Annotated in this window: 13 protein-coding genes, 1 tRNA gene and 3 pseudogenes; 10 read left to right on the top strand and 7 right to left on the bottom strand. The window is 39.2% G+C overall.

Annotation, left to right across the window (positions count from 1 at the left end):
• Positions 1–234: 234 nt before the first annotated feature.
• Complete coding sequence (locus tag MF1_RS00495) at positions 235–768, bottom strand: GcrA family cell cycle regulator (protein WP_161510746.1); 534 nt, start codon at positions 766–768, stop codon at positions 235–237.
• Between the two features lie 483 nt (positions 769–1251).
• On the opposite strand from MF1_RS00495, the gene MF1_RS00490 reads away from it, so the two are divergent.
• From MF1_RS00490 to MF1_RS00480, 4 genes and pseudogenes are all read left to right on the top strand, one after another.
• Complete coding sequence (locus MF1_RS00490; protein ID WP_161510745.1) at positions 1252–2445, top strand: aspartate aminotransferase family protein; 1194 nt, start codon at positions 1252–1254, stop codon at positions 2443–2445.
• Between the two features lie 20 nt (positions 2446–2465).
• Positions 2466–2588, top strand: a complete 123-nt coding sequence (locus MF1_RS07185; RefSeq protein ID WP_350339263.1) for a hypothetical protein — start codon at positions 2466–2468, stop codon at positions 2586–2588.
• An 11-nt stretch (positions 2589–2599) separates the two neighbouring features.
• Positions 2600–3429, top strand: a pseudogene (locus tag MF1_RS00485) (Rossmann-fold NAD(P)-binding domain-containing protein).
• Positions 3422–4423: an Hsp33 family molecular chaperone gene (locus tag MF1_RS00480; RefSeq protein WP_161510222.1), complete on the top strand. Its 1002-nt coding sequence runs from the start codon at positions 3422–3424 to the stop codon at positions 4421–4423. The pseudogene MF1_RS00485 and the gene MF1_RS00480 overlap by 8 nt, the downstream one beginning before the upstream one ends.
• A 932-nt stretch (positions 4424–5355) precedes the next feature.
• On the opposite strand, the pseudogene MF1_RS00475 reads toward MF1_RS00480, so the two are convergent.
• A pseudogene (locus tag MF1_RS00475) lies at positions 5356–5939 on the bottom strand (Smr/MutS family protein).
• A gap of 56 nt (positions 5940–5995) precedes the next feature.
• Complete coding sequence (locus MF1_RS00470) at positions 5996–6688, bottom strand: Tim44/TimA family putative adaptor protein (RefSeq protein ID WP_014923640.1); 693 nt, start codon at positions 6686–6688, stop codon at positions 5996–5998.
• 183 nt (positions 6689–6871) lie between these two features.
• Here MF1_RS00470 and MF1_RS00465 point away from each other — a divergent pair, with 183 nt between their 5' ends.
• Together MF1_RS00465 and secB are read left to right on the top strand one after the other, a co-directional pair.
• On the top strand, positions 6872–7375 hold the full coding sequence (locus tag MF1_RS00465) for an FxsA family protein (protein WP_014923639.1): 504 nt from the start codon (positions 6872–6874) through the stop codon (positions 7373–7375).
• Positions 7376–7516: 141 nt separating this feature from the next.
• Complete coding sequence (gene secB / locus MF1_RS00460; protein WP_014923638.1) at positions 7517–7993, top strand: protein-export chaperone SecB; 477 nt, start codon at positions 7517–7519, stop codon at positions 7991–7993.
• A 51-nt stretch (positions 7994–8044) separates the two neighbouring features.
• On the opposite strand, the gene MF1_RS00455 is transcribed toward secB, so the two are convergent.
• The gene (locus tag MF1_RS00455) at positions 8045–10342 is read right to left on the bottom strand and encodes an NADP-dependent malic enzyme (protein WP_014923637.1); all 2298 of its coding nucleotides are present in this window, start codon (positions 10340–10342) and stop codon (positions 8045–8047) included.
• 209 nt (positions 10343–10551) lie between these two features.
• Here MF1_RS00455 and mutS point away from each other — a divergent pair, with 209 nt between their 5' ends.
• Complete coding sequence (gene mutS / locus MF1_RS00450) at positions 10552–13287, top strand: DNA mismatch repair protein MutS (RefSeq protein ID WP_161510221.1); 2736 nt, start codon at positions 10552–10554, stop codon at positions 13285–13287.
• A gap of 441 nt (positions 13288–13728) precedes the next feature.
• On the opposite strand, the pseudogene MF1_RS00445 reads toward mutS, so the two are convergent.
• The 3 genes and pseudogenes from MF1_RS00445 to MF1_RS00435 all read right to left on the bottom strand — a co-directional run.
• Positions 13729–14160 (bottom strand): annotated as a pseudogene (locus tag MF1_RS00445) (dihydroxy-acid dehydratase domain-containing protein); the annotation flags it as partial.
• Positions 14161–14651: 491 nt separating this feature from the next.
• Positions 14652–14727, bottom strand: a tRNA-Ala gene (locus tag MF1_RS00440).
• 117 nt (positions 14728–14844) lie between these two features.
• Positions 14845–15225 carry a TIGR02300 family protein gene (locus MF1_RS00435; RefSeq protein ID WP_011178923.1) on the bottom strand — a complete coding sequence of 127 codons (381 nt, stop codon included), beginning with the start codon at positions 15223–15225 and terminating at the stop codon, positions 14845–14847.
• A gap of 188 nt (positions 15226–15413) precedes the next feature.
• Between MF1_RS00435 and aroA the strand changes: the two genes are divergently transcribed.
• The 3 genes from aroA (at position 15414) to rpsA (ending at position 19220) form a co-directional block, all read left to right on the top strand.
• Positions 15414–16742: a 3-phosphoshikimate 1-carboxyvinyltransferase gene (gene aroA / locus MF1_RS00430; protein ID WP_161510220.1), complete on the top strand. Its 1329-nt coding sequence runs from the start codon at positions 15414–15416 to the stop codon at positions 16740–16742.
• Positions 16739–17386, top strand: a complete 648-nt coding sequence (gene cmk / locus MF1_RS00425) for a (d)CMP kinase (RefSeq protein WP_161510219.1) — start codon at positions 16739–16741, stop codon at positions 17384–17386. Before aroA ends, cmk begins: the two co-directional genes overlap by 4 nt.
• Before the next feature lie 133 nt (positions 17387–17519).
• On the top strand, positions 17520–19220 hold the full coding sequence (gene rpsA / locus MF1_RS00420) for a 30S ribosomal protein S1 (RefSeq protein ID WP_014923634.1): 1701 nt from the start codon (positions 17520–17522) through the stop codon (positions 19218–19220).
• Positions 19221–19361 lie beyond the last annotated feature (141 nt).

The raw sequence follows: 19361 nt of genomic DNA, 5'->3' as shown, positions 1-19361 counted from the left end.
AAAAGATAAAACTTGAATAGCCCCCCTTGAAGGCAGAATTTCTCATTCATTAAAGTATTATCTTCACAATTTTCTCTTTGCATAGCAAATTATATATTGATGATATTCTTTTTATTCAAAAGAACGCTCTCTAGTGAGCCATAGCCCCCCCAATTAATGGTCTTATGATCTAAAACATTTAAGCTGAAATAATAATAAGGGCATACAATGCAATATGAAATTACGTTGCGAATATTATATTCTTATCCGCCGTCTTTCAGAAATTGGCTGAAATGCTATCTTAGCATGAAAGGCACAATAAGGACTATTTTCACCGGAATCGGCACCACAAAAATGAAAATCTGATGATAAAGGATCGCCAACTGGCCATCTACATGTATTTTCACTCAATTGCAAAAGATTAAGCTGGCGGGAAATAGGCACAACCACATTTGATTTTGCGGACATGTCAACTTCTGCCACATCCTCCGTTACAACATCCATCTTTAAAGCTGTCGCCCCAATACTGCAAGAAGCAGCATTCGTTGGTAATATCGTCGATGGTGTGCGACGCATCCGCGGAGCCGATGAACTGACACCTACAACTGTCTTTTGTGCACGCGACATTCCTTGGGCTGTCTTACTACGTCCTGGTAGTTTTAACCGGTGTACTTTACCAATCACTGCATTCCTACTAACTCCACCTAACTGAGATGCAATCTGACTTGCACTTAACCCCTCACTCCAAAACTTCTTAAGAAGTTCAACGCGTTCACATGTCCAACCCATACCGCACTCCATTCTGATCACCTCATTGAGATTGCACCCCTTTGCACCTTCAAATGTTTCAATCATCTTTTCAATGAGCCGAATGAAAAAAATTTATATTCTATCCGAGCACAAAAAACTTCCCTCAACCTGTGGAATTTACAAACCGAAACATAATCTTGCCTGCTGATTTAAATTACAATATGCACTGACTCTATGACAAGAGCCTTTCCCTCTTGAAGAGCCCATTTAGAATGTTTTCCCCAACTTGCGAATCAAACATAAATCAAACTCTCGTTTTTGCTTAAGACTTTTTCCCATAAATGCTTCTTTTAAAAACCTTCTTTAACTTTTTGCCAATCGGTGTTGTAATGATCTATCCTGTAAGGGTAGTAATTGACCGCAATGAAACGCTGATTATCTATACCAAAGATGCAACGTATTTTGTTTGCAGCGTTGTTTTGTTTATTGTATTGCAGAATTCGAAACATAAAGGAAAGCATGATGGACGCTACCACTCTACAGCCACTTTACGAATGCTTTGCTCGACGCAATTTGCGTTTCGAACAAGGCAATGGTGTATGGCTTGTTTCCGATAAAGGAGAGCGTTATCTTGATTTCACCTCTGGCATTTCTGTCAATGCATTAGGATATGCACATCCAAAATTGGTTGATACTCTCAAAATACAAGCTGGAAAACTTTGGCATGTTTCCAATCTTTTTCAATCCCCTGAACAAGAAGCTCTTGCCGCACGACTTTGTGCAAACAGCTTTGCTGATAAGGTCTTTTTTTGCAATTCTGGTGCTGAAGCACTGGAATGTGCATTCAAAACTGCTCGTCACTATCATTATACATCTGGCCATCCAACACGCATTGAAATTATTACTTTTGAAGGTGCATTTCATGGGCGCACATTGGCAACGCTCGCTGCTACCGGACAGGAAAAATATCTTGAAGGTTTTGGACCAAAAGTTGATGGATTTATTCAAATTCCTTTTTGTGATGAAAGCGCTTTGCGTAACGCTATCAATAAAAATACTGCAGCTATCCTTATTGAACCCATTCAAGGAGAAGGAGGAATACGAACAGTTCCCCGTGAATATTTAAGTTTTTTACGCAAAATATGCAATGATAATGATCTGCTCTTAATTTTGGATGAAGTCCAAACAGGCATTGGACGAACAGGAAAGCTTTTTGCTTATGAATGGAGTGCTATCACACCTGATATTCTTACCCTTGCAAAGGGACTGGGTAGCGGATTTCCGTTGGGAGCTTGTCTTGCAACAGAGAAAGCTGCAAAAAGTATGATACCAGGAACCCACGGATCAACCTTTGGAGGCAATCTTTTGGGGATGGCTGTGAGCAACAGTGTTCTTGATATCATATTAGAATCAGGCTTTCTCCATCATGTTCAACACATGGGGAATAAGTTAAAAAATGGACTTTCAAGCATTTTAAGCGCATACCCTGATATTATCTGCGCAATTCAAGGTGTAGGACTTATGCTGGGTATTCAATGTGTCCTTCCCTCAAATATTGTCGTTAGTGCCTTGGAAAATGAATATCTTTTGAGTGTTGGTGCAAACAACAACGTAGTGCGCTTTTTGCCTCCTCTTATCATCAAAGAAGAAGAAGTAGATGAAAGCTTGCATCGTATTCAAAAAGCAATTGCTTACCTTTCGCAAACAAAAAAATAACAAAAGGCAAGTATCTAAACATGAAAAATACTCTTCGCCACTTCACCGATTTATCTGTTTCGATCCCGCCAATAGCACGTGCTATTATCGACTATGCAAAAATCCTTCAAAGCAGGAAAAAGTTCAAAACCTTTCGTTTATAAGATACTAGCTGATGATTTTTGAAAAACCGTCCACACGAACCCGTATTTCATTCGATATTAGCATGCGCCAACTTGGTAGAGACACGATCATGCTAACAGGTTCAGAGATTCAGCTTGATCATAGCGAAATCATAGCTGATACAACACGTGTCTTATCGCGTTTTTTGGATATCGTTACATTACGAACAACGATACATCACCGGATGCTCGAATTAGCACAATATGCACCAATCTCTGTCATTAATGCCCTTACAGATGACCTACATTCTTGCCAAATTCTGGCGGATATGCTCACCTATGAAGAATATCGTAGACCAATCGCAAGTAAAATATTTGCGTGGATGAGAGATAGAAATAATGCGCTTCATTCTTTGATTGAAGGAACTGCTTTTTTTAACTTTCATCTGCGTATTGCCACTCCAAAAGGCAGCAAACCACAAGAAAAATTTTTGCACTGGGCACATAAACGAAGGGCTCATATTACACTGACCCAGATCCCCAAAAATCTGCTAAAGATGCTGACTGTATTATGACCAACACGTGGGTTTCCATGGGGCAAGAATTTCGTGCCCGCAGTCATCCTGTTTTTCAACCTTATCAAGTCAATGAAGCTTTAATGAAATTAGCAAAACTCTGTGCTCTTCTCATGTATTGTCTTCCCGCTCATCATGATGAAGAAGCTGTTGATACTGTGATAGATGGACCGCAATCTGTCGTTTTGATGAGACTGAAAATCGTCTCCATACCCAAAAAGAAATTCTTACATAGTGTTTACAAGATGCGTTTTTCTCTCCACATTAACCTGTCAAATAAATCATATAAAAGGCAAAGATATGAGTGAAAAAACCCCAGATGAAGCCTCTCTCAACAATATCTATTTGAATGAAGATGATACTGTTATTGCCTTTCAAGTCGAAGAACTCGATATCCGTGGGCGTACTGTACAGCTTGGAGAAACTTTAAATTCTATTCTCACAAGACATCAATATCCTGAACCGGTTTCTTACCTTCTAGCAGAGGCTCTAGTTTTGACCGTTCTTCTTGGGACCTCCCTGAAACTTAAGGGAAAATTTATTTTACAAACCCATTCCAATGGACCAGTTAATATGTTGGTGTGCGACTTTTCTCCTCCTTCCAGTTTACGCGGATACGCTCGTTTTGATGAAGAAAAACTAAAACAAGCAAAGGCCAATGATCAAATATCTTCAGAAACACTTCTAGGAAAAGGCACTTTAGCCTTCACCATCCACCAGGACACCCACACGCAACACTATCAGGGGATAGTTGCATTAGATGGATCAAATTTACAAGAAGCTTCCCATGCCTATTTTGACCAATCAGAACAAATTCCTACCGACATCCGTTTGGCAGTCGCTATATTGACCAACCGCGACCAACAAGGGAAACCACAGAAAAGCTGGCGAGCAGGGGGGATTTTGACCCAACTTTTGCCCCAAGCATCGTCTCATCATCAAATATATGAACCCAATAAAAAACCCAAAGAAACCAAAACCCGTTCCCAACTTGAAAATCAATGGCAAGAGGCCAAAGCATTGACGGCAACCATTGAAAATTCAGAACTGATAGATCCCCAAATCGGCAGTAAGCGGCTTTTATTCCGTCTTTTTCATGAACAAGGGGTCAAAGTTTTTAATCCCCTTTCTCTTGTAGAGCAATGCTCCTGTTCGCGCGAAAAAATTAAAGAAATACTGGAAGGCTTTCCCACTAATGAACGAAAAAAAATGGTTAAAAACAAATATATTTCAGTAACATGTGAGTTTTGCTCAACAACTTATCGTTTTAAACTGCAAGAATTTTTTGAAAATAAAACATGACCAATATTTCTCAAAAAAAAAGAAAATACAGATTGCCGCTAAACCCCTTAATTACACCTCAAAAGTCTAGCAACAGCTAGTATCAAACTTGATAACATATTGTGTACTCTGCTCTCTTAGAGTTAAGCACTCTTTCATTGCCTAGACAACCATACGCCTGTTCAAATCAACACACACTTCATACGCTGTTTATGAAAAAAGCCCACTTTTAAAAATATGCTCTGTCTTCTCTAACAATATCTTTATTTTAGTTTTTGGCATACCAGAAGAAATTGATCTTTTACCACGAACAAGTTCCTTTAAGTCCTTTTAACAACCATATCAAGATATTGATTTTAAAGATAAATAATTTCTTTATATTAAATTATATTCCTGAATACAGTCAAATTTTCTTATTCGAATCCTCTCTCTTTGAAGAACCAAAAAAACATTTACGTGCGTGCTACAAGAGAGGTGAGCATGTGGATAAAACATATGAGATAAGATTAAATACGGCTCTACAAACCAACCATTTTAATGCAAGAATAGGTGCATACTGAATGAAAATACAATGAATGATAACACCAATCTGGTATTTCATAAACATAAAAATAGTCGTGAAAAATCTTCATTACAGCGTATACCCCAAATAAAAAAACGAAAACAAAACACTGTGTAATTTTGCACAACTATCGATAGCATTCATCAATCCCAATATGTTGCTAGGACAATACTCTGCTAATCTAAATAATCAAAAATAAAGCCAGCAAATAGAGGTTTAACCGCTGGAGAAAAATCAAAATTCACCAATCTGTTCCTGTAGTATTTCGAATATTCTTTTATTTCACAAATGTTTTTTGACGATAACGGTTATCCAATTCTCTTATGAAACCACCAAAACAGAATGACTATGCGTAAAAATTGGACCTAAAATAGCCTAAACAACATCATACCTACTTCCCGGACATAAGGCGCAACCGAACATAAAGCGCACCAGCACTTGTTGTGAGCAACTTGTTCAAATGCATGAACATAAGCGTTAACAACCAACCAGTGAAAGACAAACTGATACAACACGCCATTACTCCCATGTGACCGGTCTTTTCCTGTGATTATTAGCACATAACGCAATCCATTCTACGAGAGTATTGTAGAAAATTTTTCAAGAAAAAATAGGCTCCTTCCTGCATACAACCGTGAAGATTAAGACGATCCTCAATAGAATAATGACCTTTGGCAATTTTACGATGGTCAAAACGATCGAAGAAATGGACTCTATGTGCTTGTAGCAACTATCTTCTTTTCTCTTTTAACCATTGCTGATCTCTGTTTGTTCCCCTAAGACAATGGGAAGATTTGTGTTATGCGCTTTTTTATTGTCGATATTTGCAAAATCCTTAGTAATATTTGCGGTATCTTTTGCAAAAGAAGAATGGAGCTTATTATGAAGCGGTATGTTACGACACACCCTTTCCCAAAGAAAGCGATCCTGCAAAGCCAATAGATCACTTCTTTTTCTCCATTCATCCATGAACATTTCAATCTTCAGTCTTTTATGAATCTTACTTATAAGATTTTAAGACGAAAAATATTTTAATTTTCATCTTCTGTTGCAAAAAGCTTCCAGTTTGGATCCGATGATAGGCTATTGTGAACAAAAGTCCAAACATCCCTAATTTCTACAATAGCATCAGGATCACCATCTATAAGTTCTTCCTGTTCATTGTAAGTCGCAGAAATCATTTCACTGACAATACGCACAGTTAAAAACTCTTCATTGTCTTGCATTGCTGCTGCAACAAACTCAATTTTATTAATTCCGACAAACGTAAACTGGACTCTTTCATTATTTTTTTCGCGTTGTTCAATGGCCGCACAAAAACTCTCAAAAACATTCTGAGAAAGCAATTTCTTAAGTTGATCGCGATCCCCTTTGGCAAAAGCTGTTACAATCATTTCGTAAGCAACTTGAGCACCCTTTATAAAAAATTGAGGAGAAAAATGAGGATCACTCTGGCGAAGTGCCCGTAAACCTTCATTCAGTGCACTTCCTGTTGGTGAAATTGCATCAATTTCGCTAAAATCGTCCTTTTGCGAATTGCCTTGATGAGGAAAAGAAACAATATTATCAGCCGTTTCTGTTTCAGTCTGTTTTTTAGAACGACCCGAATAAGGATCAAAGGGAGGCTTTTCAAAACCAATCCGTTTTCCTAATACATTACGCAGTTGTACAAAAACAACAACCATAATAACAAGAGCTAAGACAAGTACGATGTTAAATTCCATGGGGACTGTTAATCTCCAAACTTAAGATGATCTGCAATAAACATTGCAGTCAATATCATTTATCAATAAATATGTAAAATAGGGAATCTACCATTCAAGTATTTCTATAGCCTCTAATTTAAGTTTTAAAAGGAGTTTTCTTAAATAATTTTCCATCCCAAACCTTGAAAAGGGAATTTTCATGTGATCAAATCTTATTCCATAAATCCTCGCTTTTTTATTATTCTCACCCTCGGAACTCTCTTAGTTGAAATTGCCGGTTTTATCTTTGTCGGAAAAAAAATTGGAATTTTAGCAACTTTGAGTTTGGTCATTATAACAACAATAGCTGGAAGCATTTTGTTGAGAATTCAAGGGTTTAGCCTTTTAAAAAATATACAACGTGAACTTATCCAAGGACGTACACTAGAGAATTATTTCATCAATGATGGCTTCATTATTCTTGGTGCAATTTTGCTTATTCTTCCCGGTTTTGTAAGCGATATTTTGGGAGTATTACTCCTTATTAAACCAGTTCGTACTATTGTCTGGTATGTGTTTTCATCATTTAGAAACAAAATGAATCCCCACCCTAAAAACAATACCAACGCCAAAAATGAGTCTGAAAAAATAATTGATCTTAAAGCAGAAGATTACCACTACAATATCACAGAATCTCCATGGCGTAAAAATGATGATAACCATTGAAATGCCCCCAAACTTGTAATGGACTAAAAAAATAATCAAGACAAGCAGAGTGTTTCTTGCAACCTTTCGCAAGGCGTGATAACCAGCCTTGTCTTTAGGTCTAAAATAGAAATATATACATTATGATGAGAGGTTCTTAGTATGGTCAAAAGTGAAATTAACAACAATGGTGGAGAACCAGTTTTTGCTGTATTGACGCAATATTTAAAAGATTTTTCATTTGAGAACCCAAGTGCCCCTCGTTCACTGCGTCCACGGGAAAAGTCACCACAAATCGATATCAACATTAATGTCAATGCTAACCCAATTGGTGATGACAATTATGATGTCGCTTTGTCCCTCTCAGTTAAAGCTAATGATAATAACGAAACGTTATTTCATGTAGAACTGATTTACGGTGGCGTTTTTCATATCAAAGATATTCCACAAGAACATATTATGCCACTTGTTTTTATTGAATGTCCACGTCTTTTGTTTCCCTTTGCTCGGCAAATTATATCTGATGCCACCCAAAATGGTGGTTTTCCACCTTTATGGATTGACCCGATTGATTTTGCAGCTCTCTTTCAAAAACGTGTTGCTGAAGAACAAAAAAACAGCCAAACACAACCATCTTAAAAATTTATTTTTTTATCAAAAAGGCCATGAAATATCAGTGGCCTTTATTTTTTATAACTTTTTTGCATGGTAAGCAGCTAAGGTTGCGATATTGACAACATCCGTATCACTTCCACTAAATGGTACAATTTGAACAGATTTTTCCAATCCAATCAAAATAGGACCAATAATAGTTGCTTCACCAAGCTCTTGCAACATTTTGCTCGCTATGGAAGACGCATGATATCCAGGCATCACCAAAATATTAGCAGGTTCCGTTAATCCCATAAAAGGATATTGCTGCATCAATTTTACATTGAGCGCCACATCAGCACTTATTTCTCCATCAAATTCAAAACCAACCTTGCGTTCATGCAAAATATTGACAGCATCTTGAATATGCCGTGTAATCTGTCCTTTCATATAGCCAAAAGTAGAAAATGCCACAAATGCTACCCGTGGTTGAGATCCCAACTTACGAACAAAAGAAGCTGTCTGTTCTGCTATATCAGCAAGTTCCTCAGCTTTAGGATTCTCATAAACAGCTGTATCTGCAATAAACACAGTTCGTCCACGACAAATGGCCATTGAAATACCAATTAACCGTTCTTTTGGTTTTTCATCAATCACCCGGCGAATATCGATCAACGCTGTTTCATAATTGCGTGTGACCCCTGTAACCATTGCATCAGCATCCCCTAATGCTACCATACAAGCAGCAAAATAATTGCGATCATTGTTGATGCGACGATAACAATCACGCAACAACCAGCCTTGACGCTGCATTTTTTTATAAAGATAATGAGCGTAAGCATCTAGGCGACAGGAGAGCTTGGCATTCATAATAGATATACCTTCACGCTCAAGATCAATTCCAGAAATAGCAGCCGTTTCCTTAACTTGCTCTTCACGACCAACCAAAATCGCCTGTCCCAATTTTTGATGAACATAAGATACAGCTGCCCGCATTACCTGCTCTTCTTCACCTTCTGCAAAGACAATTTGTTTTGGCGCCTGACGAACATGATTATAAACACCACGCATCATGGAAGAAATGGGATCACGTCTCGCATTTAAATCGCGCTCATAAGCCTCTAAATCATCAATGTGCTTTTGCGCAACACCGCTTTCCATTGCTGCTTTTGCCACTGCAATTGAAACAACAGTGAATAAACGCGGATCAAAAGGAACAGGAATGATATAATTCGGACCAAATTTCAACCGCTTTCCACGATAAGCTTCTGCAACGCTGTCAGGCACTTCCTCATGAGCTAAATTTGCAAGAGCCCTTGCGGCAGCAATCTTCATATCTTCATTAATAACTGTCGCACGTACATCAAGCGCACCACGAAATATATAAGGAAAACAAAGGACATTATTAATCTGATTTGGATAATCGGAACGACCTGTCGCTACAATCGCATCATTACGCACTTGCATAACCTCTTCCGGTGTAATTTCTGGATCAGGATTAGCCATGGCAAAAATGATCGGCTGAGGTGCCATCGACTTTACCATTTCAGGGGTAATTGCGCCTTTAGCAGAAACCCCGAAAAACATGTCAGCACCTTCCATCGCTTCAGCGAGAGTGCGTTTATCTGTTGGAACAGCATGAGCAGACTTCCACTGATTCATCCCCTCTTTACGACCTTCATAGACAACACCCTTAGTATCACACAATATGATGTTTTCAGGTCGAAACCCCATCGCTTTAATCAGTTCAATACAAGCAATTCCCGCAGAACCAGCACCATTACAAACTAACCGCGTATTTTCCATATTGCGTCCAGTTAAATACAAGGCATTGAGCACGCCAGCAGCCACAATGATTGCTGTACCATGTTGATCGTCGTGAAAAACAGGAATATTCATGACCTCGCGTAAACGACTTTCGATCATAAAACACTCAGGCGCTTTAATGTCTTCAAGATTTATGCCGCCAAAAGAGGGTTCCAAATGACGTACCAGATTGATAAAACTTTCCGTATCGTTCGTATCAATTTCCAAATCAATGGAATCAATATCCGCAAAGCGCTTAAAAAGGACTGCTTTACCTTCCATCACCGGCTTAGAGGCCAGTGCACCTAAATTGCCTAAACCCAAGATAGCAGTTCCATTTGATATAACAGCGACAAGATTGCCCTTTGCAGTATAATCGTAAGCCAATGCTGGATTTTGAGCAATCGCTTTAACCGGAACAGCAACACCTGGTGAATAAGCAAGTGCTAAATCATACTGCGTTGCCATAGACTTTGTTGCAACAATTTCAAGCTTTCCAGGCCGGCCACGACTATGAAAATCAAGAGCTTCTCGCTCATTGACATTATAAACCATTTGAGGCATTTTCTGATCTTGCTCACTTTTTTTCATCTCACCTAAGCTTTCCCAAAAACAGTATAAATTCTGTTCGATAACGCGTGTAATTATCCGATTTTACAATTTGATTCATATATCAGAAATCGCTATGCTTGTTCTAATAAACCTGATAATGCATTTCAATTCACAGATAATGAAGATAAACGTTGAAATAAATAAAAAAGGGTATCAAAGCCTCTATTAAAAGAAGCAAGCGGGTAAAAATGGATAATAAGACTGACCATAAAAATGATTTAAACTCACAACCCGTTCCCTCATCTGCCCCACATAAAGAACGCCTCACACCTATGATGGAGCAATATATAGAAATCAAAGCAGTTAATAGCGATTCTCTTCTCTTTTACCGTATGGGTGATTTCTATGAATTATTTTTCAATGATGCAATTGAAGCTGCTCAGGTTTTAGGAATCACACTCACAACCCGTGGAAAACATTTGGGTAAAGATATTCCTATGTGTGGTGTTCCAGTTCATGCTGCGGATGATTATTTGCAAAAACTGATCTCCTGCGGTTATCGCGTTGCTGTTTGTGAACAAACAGAAGATCCAGCAGAAGCTAAAAAACGTGGATCAAAATCAATCGTTCGGCGCGATGTCGTTCGTCTTGTTACACCTGGAACTATAACAGAAGAAAAGCTTCTTGATCCAACCCGCGCAAATTATCTGATGACACTTGCCCGCATTAAAACCACCAAGGGAGAAGAATTTGCCCTTTCCTGGATTGATATTTCAACAGGCATATTTCGTGTAACAGAAAGCCACCCTGAAAAACTTTTGGCTGATATCATGCGCGTGGATCCACAAGAAATCATTGTAGCTGACTCCTTTTTCCATGATAAATCGCACAAATCGCTTTTTAATGTTCTTGATCGTATTGTTTCGCCTCAACACGTTAGCCTCTTTGATGCAGTCACCGCTGAACGCGACATTTGCAGTTATTTTAAACTCTCAACCCTTGAAGGTGTTGCCGACTATTCACGCTCCGAACTTTCGGCAATTGCCGCTGCCATTCGTTATATCGAAAAAACACAAATCACTCACCGGCCTCCTCTCATGCGCCCTGAGCGCCAAAATGAAAACGCTACCCTTTTCATTGATGCTGCAACCAGACTAAGTCTTGAACTTATTCGAACCACATCGGGACAACGTGATGGAAGCTTACTAAAAGCCATTGATCGCACTGTCACAGGAGGGGGATCACGCCTCCTCTTTGATCGCCTCATTGCACCTCTCACCACACCTTCAGCTATTGATAAACGTCTGGATTCGATTGCCTTTTTTCTGCGCAATACATCTCTTGCAGAAGCCATACAGCTCATCTTAAAAGGGGGACCAGATATGCCACGTGCCGTTTCACGTTTGGCTCTTGGCCGAGGAGGACCACGTGACATAGCTTCAATTCAGCGCGGTTTTGAAATCATTCATGAATTGAATCAGCTTCTTAACAATGAATTGCTTCCCCAAGAAATAAGTGATGTCCAACAGGTTTTCTCACATTTACCTACTGCTTTGCATTTTCGTTTAGAACAAGCATTATCCGATGATCTTCCCCTCCTTAAAAGGGATGGTGGTTTTATTCGCCCTAATTATCATAAAGAGCTCGATGAAATGCGTGCTCTGCGTGATGAATCTCGCCTTATTATTGCTGAACTTCAAGCACAATATGCCAAAGAAACAGATATTAAAACACTCAAAATTAAGCATAATAATATTCTAGGCTACTTCATCGAAATAACCAACTTACAAGCAACTGCTCTCACCAATACCCCACAAGCAAAAGCACGTTTTATTCATCGACAAACACTGGCAAATGTTATGCGCTTTACCACAACAGAACTTGTTGAGCTTGAAGGCCGTATTGCCCATGCAGCAACCCATGCTATGACGCTTGAATTGGAAATCTTTGACACTCTTGTTCATGAAATTACTGAACAGGTTGATTTCATTCGTAAAGCTGCTGAAGCACTTGCTATTTTGGATGTTTCTGTTGCTTTAGCACGTTTGGCTGAAGAACAAGAATATTGTCGTCCTAAAATTGATCAGTCACTTACCTTTCGTATCACCGCAGGGCGCCATCCTGTTGTAGAGCAAGCACTCCGAAAGCAAGCAGCAGAACCATTTGTTGCCAATAACTGCAACCTCTCTGTACAAAAAAATCATCAATATGCAGCAATTTGGCTTTTGACAGGTCCCAATATGGGAGGAAAATCGACTTTTTTGCGGCAAAATGCTCTCATTACTATTATGGCACAAATGGGTTCTTTTGTTCCAGCGAGTTCAGCGCATATTGGCGTTGTTGATCGCTTATTTAGTCGTGTTGGTGCTTCTGATGATCTTGCGCGAGGACGCTCAACTTTTATGATGGAAATGGTCGAAACAGCAACGATTCTTAATCATGCCAGTAGCCATTCCCTTGTTATTCTTGATGAAATAGGACGCGGAACATCAACCTTTGATGGACTTTCAATTGCCTGGGCAGCCGTTGAATATCTTCATGAAGTTAACCAATGTCGTGCTATTCTCGCCACGCATTTTCATGAAATGACAGCACTCACTGAAAAACTTGACCGCCTTTATAACGTAACAATGAAAGTCAAAAATTGGGATGGCGATGTGGTTTTCCTTCATGAAGTCATGCCAGGAGCTGCTGACCGATCCTACGGAGTACAGGTTGCAAAGCTTGCTGGACTTCCCACAGCAGTTATTACACGTGCTACAGATGTCCTGCATCAATTAGAACAAGGCGAAACAGCTGGAAAAGGAAATAAATTAATCGATGATTTACCGCTTTTTTCCCTTAAAACAACATCTCTCATAAATGAAGAAACAAACAAACATTGCATGCTTCATGAGGCTTTAAAAAATATCTATCCTGACGAGCTCTCTCCGAAAGAAGCTTTAGAAGTACTGTATCGCCTAAAACAACTTGAAAAAAAATAAACCTTATAGCTAATCAAACAAAGTGCTCTTTCTGAATTATTCTTAAGTTCTGTACCTTAAGTTAAGATGTGAGAGTCAAAATGAAGCCATAGCAGTGTTCCATTTGTAACGAACAGGAGTATTATATTACCAAAAAGAAGTATTCCATCAAAGAGTCAAAAATTGGCAAAAGATTTACCATTCGTTTATGATAAAAAATTCCTCCGATGCGCATAAGGACTGAAAATCTCTCATTTTGTTGAAGACGTTTCTATTGATTTCACAAGCCAGAACTCAAGAATGAAAAACTTACTTTTACTTCAGGCAAATGGTGTATCATCCATGAATCAATCCATGAAAAGTAGTATAACATCCATCGATAAACATGATCAATTCTTGTCTGAAAGAGATCTCATATTCAGTTTTTGAAGCACTTGCCGAACTTACGGGTTATGATGGTGAAGCTGTGAGGATTGTTGGAATATTTAGCCGTAAAGAAGTCATTAACATACCAGGCGTAATCTTGTCATAATTAGAAATACAAACAAACGCGTCTGCACAACGGGCGTTAACCATATATTCAAAAGAATTAGCAATAATTTCACGTGAAGGCAAAGAATAAAGTATTCCGTCATGCCCTATAGCAATTCCATCATCTACAGCAATCGTGTTAAACTCCTTCGCAACACCGCCAGAATCCGCTATCTGCTGTGCGACCAGTTGCCCAAGATCTTTTAAATGGACATGCCCTGGTACAAATTATGTAAAAGAGTTCGCAATTGCAGTAATGGGTTTGCCAAAATCAGACTCTTTCATTCCTGTTGCGCGCCAAAAACTGCATGCTCCTGCCACATTGCGCCCATGAGTCGAGATCCTTGAACGGTAAGAAGGCATTATTCTCCCCTCAAATAATTCTATTTTCTCTGTTGTGCTACACTCCAGCCCTAAAAATTTAGTATTCGAAAGAAAAAAATACCTTTTATTGAGGCATTTAAATCACAAAATTTTAAGATATGTGCTGCATTCAACAATCATTATTTAATAAAGCCTGCTAATAAAATTCCTTTTTAAAAAATAATTACTGGATCATTCATAAAACCTGATTAAGAGTTGCCTCTTAGCTGGGCAAAACATTTAGATTTAAGCAACAGTGTGTAGAAAAGCGCTCACTTAAATTATAGAAATAATAGTTTTTTATCGTACGCAAACGACCTTTATTAATAAGATCTCTCTGATCCAGATGCTTCTTTTTCTATGCATTATGCCACAAATTATAAACAGCTTATTTTTTTCTTTTTGTACGCATCACAAGAACAGCACCAAGCTGCTTTTTCTCTTTCATAACAATCAAATACTGATGTTCTCTTGAGAAAATATGGTCTTTTTGGTGGAGCTAAGCGGGATCGAACCGCTGACCTCTTGCATGCCATGCAAGCGCTCTCCCAACTGAGCTATAGCCCCACATAAAGACAGATTTTTCCTGGATAGTAAACAATCTTAAGAAGAATTTTTAGAACGAGAAAAATCGAAGATCAAGAAGAATTTGCATTCCATGAAAAGAATGCCCTCTCACTTCTCTTAAGAATCGCCATCCTTAGAAACACCACCTCCAAGAATATCGGTAACGTCATCGTCATCGTCATCGTCATCGTGTGACAAAAATGCATCATCATCATCGCCTAGATCCACATCACTATCTTCCAAATCAGGAATATCATCATCTTTGGGATCGTCACCATCCTCTTCAAGAAGCATAAAGGCAGATTTTTCAAGCGCTGTATCAAGCTCTTCAGTATCAATTTCCTCTTCACTATTTGCTTCAGCTGCCGCAACTTCAAAATAAGAACGCGGATAAGAAATCCCTGTATAAGGCGACACAATAGGGTCGCGATTAAGATCATAAAACTTCTTTCCTGTTTCTGGATCAACACGTTTAGTTCCAAGTTCTTGTTTTGCCATGAACCGTGCCTCTTTAGTTAACTATAATTCCATTATAAAGATAAATTTCATGGTGCTTAATCGAAAAATAATGTCTTTGTCAAAGATAAATACATCGTTCCACATGGATTTCCTCATGACGCCTTTCAAAGCATGTGCTAAAGAGTGCTTAATTTAATAAAAGGCAGATGAGATTAAATAGAACTTCTATGCAAAAAACAACACCCATAACCGCCTACAAATCTACTTGTCTTTCTGGAAAAATTAAAATACCAGGCGATAAATCAATCTCCCATCGATCCCTTATATTAGGAGGGTTAGCAAATGGTGAAACACATATCCACGGACTGCTTGAAAGCGATGACGTTCTCAACACAGCTGCTGCTATGCAAGCTATGGGCGCCTGTATTATTAAGAAAGCTGATCGCTGGATCATTCGGGGAACAGGGAATGGCTGCCTCTTAGCTGCAGAAAAACCTTTAAATTTCGGCAATGCTGGAACAGGTGCCCGCCTGGTTATGGGAATGGTTGGCCCTTATCACATGAAAACGACTTTTATTGGTGACGCTTCTCTCTCCAAACGTCCAATGGGGCGTATTCTGAACCCACTGCGATTAATGGGTGTTGAAATTGAAGCAACACATAGCGACCGTCTCCCTTTAACGCTTTATGGCCCTAAAATGGCTAACCCGATTCGCTACCGTATTCCAATAGCTTCTGCTCAAGTTAAATCAGCAATCCTACTTGCTGGACTCAACACTGCTGGCACCACAACTGTTATTGAACCGATTCTCACACGAGATCATACAGAAAAAATGTTAAAAGCGTTTGGTGCTGAACTTGAGATAAAAACTGATGCAGAAGGAACGCGTTTTATTCATCTCAATGGTCAACCACACCTTACCGGACAAACGATTCATATTCCAGGCGACCCCTCTTCTGCGGCTTTTCCAATTATCGCAGCACTTCTTGTAGAAAACTCTGATATCACCATTGAAAATGTTCTTATCAATAAATCTCGAATGGGACTTATCGAAACATTGTGGGAAATGGATGCTAAAATTGAACTTTTGAACCAACACAAAACAGGTGGAGAAAATGTTGCCGATCTACGAGTAAAATCATCAATGCTAAAAGGCGTAACTGTGCCCAAGGAACGAGCTCCATCAATGATTGATGAGTACCCCGCTTTGGCGGTAGCAGCAGCCTTTGCTGAAGGCAAAACAGTTATGCTAGGAATTGATGAGTTGCGCGTTAAAGAATCAGATCGACTGTCTGCACTTGCTCAAGGACTAAAAATCAATCACGTAGACTGTGAAGAAGGTAAAGATTTTCTCATTGTTCATGGAAAAAGCTCGGCAAAAGGATTGGGTGGTGGACACGTCACCACACATCTTGACCATCGGATTGCAATGTCCTTTCTTATCTTCGGACTGGTATCAGAAAAACCTGTTACCATTGATGATAAACGAATGATTGCCACTAGCTTTCCAGAATTTATCCCTTTTATACAACAACTTGGGGGGAAAATTTCTTGAAACCTTTTGTGATTGCAATTGATGGACCAGCAGCCTCAGGAAAAGGAACATTAGCACGAAAAATTGCTACTCATTATCGTCTTCGCCATCTCGATACTGGCCTCACTTATCGCGGTGTTGCCCATGCGCTTTTACAACAAAAATTGGCTCTCAATGATGAAAAAAGTGCACTTGCTTATGCTAAAAAACTTGATTTTAACACTTTAAAGCCAGCTCTTCTTTCTTCTTATGAACTTGGCGAAGCTGCTTCAAAAATAGCACTCATACCAGCTTTACGTGAAATTCTTGTTGCAAAACAACGCGACTTTGCTAGAATTTTCCCTGGCAGCGTGTTGGATGGCCGAGATATTGGTACTGTCGTTTGTCCGGATGCTGATATTAAGTTTTATCTTCTAGCCAATATTCAAACGCGTGCAAAACGTCGTTATCAAGAAATTTTAAAGAAAGGAGCCCAAGCAGACTATCATGAGATTCTTGCTCATCTTGAACAACGTGACAGTCGCGATATAACCCGCACACAAAGCCCGCTAAAATCAGCGCAAAATGCCCACTTGCTTGATACGTCAGAATTAGGTATAGAAGCAACGTTTAAAATTGCATGTGCTCTTATTGATCCGATCATAAAAGCGCATATAATTGAATGAAGTCGTCAAGGTGATTTCCGGCCAAGCGCTAATTTTTCTTCCTGTATTAAGGAAAAAGGCAGGAAGTTACTCCGTATCCACACTAACTTAGCGCTTATACCTTTTTAAATTAAGGTATGTATCAGGAGTTCTTATGTCACAATACAATCCTACAACAGCGGATTTCGAAGTCCTTTTAATGGAATCTTTCCAAACCAATGATCTTAATGAAGGATCCGTTGTTAAGGGCCGTATCATCGCAATCGAAAAAGACATGGCCATTATTGATGCTGGACTTAAAGTCGAAGGACGCATTCCCCTTAAAGAATTTGGAGCTAAAGGAAAAGACGGTTCCCTGCAAATTGGCGATGAAGTCGAAGTTTATATTGAACGTATTGAAAATGCAATGGGTGAAGCTGTTCTCTCGCGTGAAAAAGCACGGCGCGAAGAAAGCTGGATTCGTTTGGAAGAAAAGTTTAATGCTGGTGCACGTGTCGATGGCGTTATCTTTAGCCAAGTAAAAGGGGGTTTTACAGTCGATCTCGATGGTGCTGTTGCTTTCTTGCCTCGTAGCCAAGTCGATATTCGCCCTATTCGCGATGTTTCACCGCTCATGCATAATTCACAATCTTTTGAAATTTTGAAAATGGATCGTCGTCGTGGCAATATTGTTGTCTCACGTCGTACCGTCTTAGAAGAAAGCAGAGCTGAACAGCGTTCAGAAATCGTACAAAATCTTGAAGAAAATCAAATCGTTGAAGGGGTGGTTAAAAATATTACCGATTATGGTGCCTTTGTTGATCTTGGTGGAATCGATGGGCTCCTACACGTCACAGATATGGCTTGGCGGCGTGTTAACCACCCATCTGAAATCCTTAACATTGGTCAAACAATCAAAGTTCAAATTATTCGCATCAATCAAGACACACACCGTATCTCTCTTGGAATGAAACAGCTTGAAAGTGATCCTTGGGAAAGCATTAGCGCTCGATATCCGGTTGGTAAAAAAATTACTGGTGCCGTTACTAACATTACAGATTACGGTGGTTTTGTTGAAATCGAACCAGGAATCGAAGGGCTGATCCATGTTTCCGAAATGAGTTGGACAAAGAAAAACATCCACCCCGGAAAAATTCTATCCACATCACAAGAAGTAGAAGTGGTTGTTCTTGAAATCGATCCTTCTAAACGGCGGATTTCTCTTGGCTTAAAGCAAACATTTGAAAATCCATGGGTTGCTTTTGCCAATAAATTTCCTGTAAATTCGCAAATCGAAGGAGAAGTTAAAAACAAAACCGAATTTGGCCTCTTTATTGGTCTTGAAGGCGATGTTGACGGAATGGTTCATCTCTCTGATCTTGATTGGAACCGTCCTGGTGAACAAGTCATTGATACTTACAATAAAGGTGATATTGTTAAAGCTGTCGTACTTGACGTTGACATTGAAAAAGAGCGTATTTCTCTTGGAATCAAGCAACTTTCCAGCGATAAAGTTGGAGAAGCTGCTGCTGCTGGCGAACTTCGCAGAGGTTCTGTTGTGACATGTGAAGTGACTGCCATCAATGACAACGGCATTGATGTAAAATTGACCAACCACAATCTTGAAACAACCATTCGTCGTGCTGACTTGGCACGTGATCGTGATGAGCAACGCCCAGAACGTTTCTCGATTGGCCAGAGAGTTGATGCCCACATCACTGCATTCGATAAAAAAACACGTAAACTTTCAGTATCTATCAAAGCTTTAGAAATTGCTGAAGGAAAAGAAGCTGTTGCACATTACGGTTCTACAGACTCAGGTGCTTCTCTTGGCGATATTCTCGGTGCAGCTTTGAAAAAACAAGAACAAGATTAATATGATTCAATAAATTAAACTTAGGTCGCTTGTTTCTCTGGCGACCTTTTTTTATTTTCCAATGAAACTGCTCTGTTGATTTTTCAATGCCTGGTTTAAAAATTGTAAATACTTTCAGATACAAATCCTATTATTAAAATA

This window comes from Bartonella quintana, from assembly GCF_009936175.1.
Taxonomy (GTDB): Bacteria; Pseudomonadota; Alphaproteobacteria; order Rhizobiales; family Rhizobiaceae; genus Bartonella; species Bartonella quintana.
Note: the sequence above shows the minus strand (reverse complement) of the source record. Positions and strands in the feature narration are given on the sequence as shown.

Excerpts from the sequence above, each read along its gene's own strand:
- MF1_RS00495 (WP_161510746.1), bottom strand. The coding sequence starts at position 768 with ATGGGTTGGACATGTGAACGCGTTGAACTTCTTAAGAAGTTTTGGAGT.
- MF1_RS00490 (WP_161510745.1), top strand. The coding sequence starts at position 1,252 with ATGGACGCTACCACTCTACAGCCACTTTACGAATGCTTTGCTCGACGC.
- MF1_RS07185 (WP_350339263.1), top strand. The coding sequence starts at position 2,466 with ATGAAAAATACTCTTCGCCACTTCACCGATTTATCTGTTTCGATCCCG.
- MF1_RS00480 (WP_161510222.1), top strand. The coding sequence starts at position 3,422 with ATGAGTGAAAAAACCCCAGATGAAGCCTCTCTCAACAATATCTATTTG.
- MF1_RS00470 (WP_014923640.1), bottom strand. The coding sequence starts at position 6,688 with ATGGAATTTAACATCGTACTTGTCTTAGCTCTTGTTATTATGGTTGTT.
- secB (WP_014923638.1), top strand. The coding sequence starts at position 7,517 with ATGGTCAAAAGTGAAATTAACAACAATGGTGGAGAACCAGTTTTTGCT.
- MF1_RS00455 (WP_014923637.1), bottom strand. The coding sequence starts at position 10,342 with ATGAAAAAAAGTGAGCAAGATCAGAAAATGCCTCAAATGGTTTATAAT.
- mutS (WP_161510221.1), top strand. The coding sequence starts at position 10,552 with ATGGATAATAAGACTGACCATAAAAATGATTTAAACTCACAACCCGTT.
- MF1_RS00435 (WP_011178923.1), bottom strand. The coding sequence starts at position 15,225 with ATGGCAAAACAAGAACTTGGAACTAAACGTGTTGATCCAGAAACAGGA.
- aroA (WP_161510220.1), top strand. The coding sequence starts at position 15,414 with ATGCAAAAAACAACACCCATAACCGCCTACAAATCTACTTGTCTTTCT.
- rpsA (WP_014923634.1), top strand. The coding sequence starts at position 17,520 with ATGTCACAATACAATCCTACAACAGCGGATTTCGAAGTCCTTTTAATG.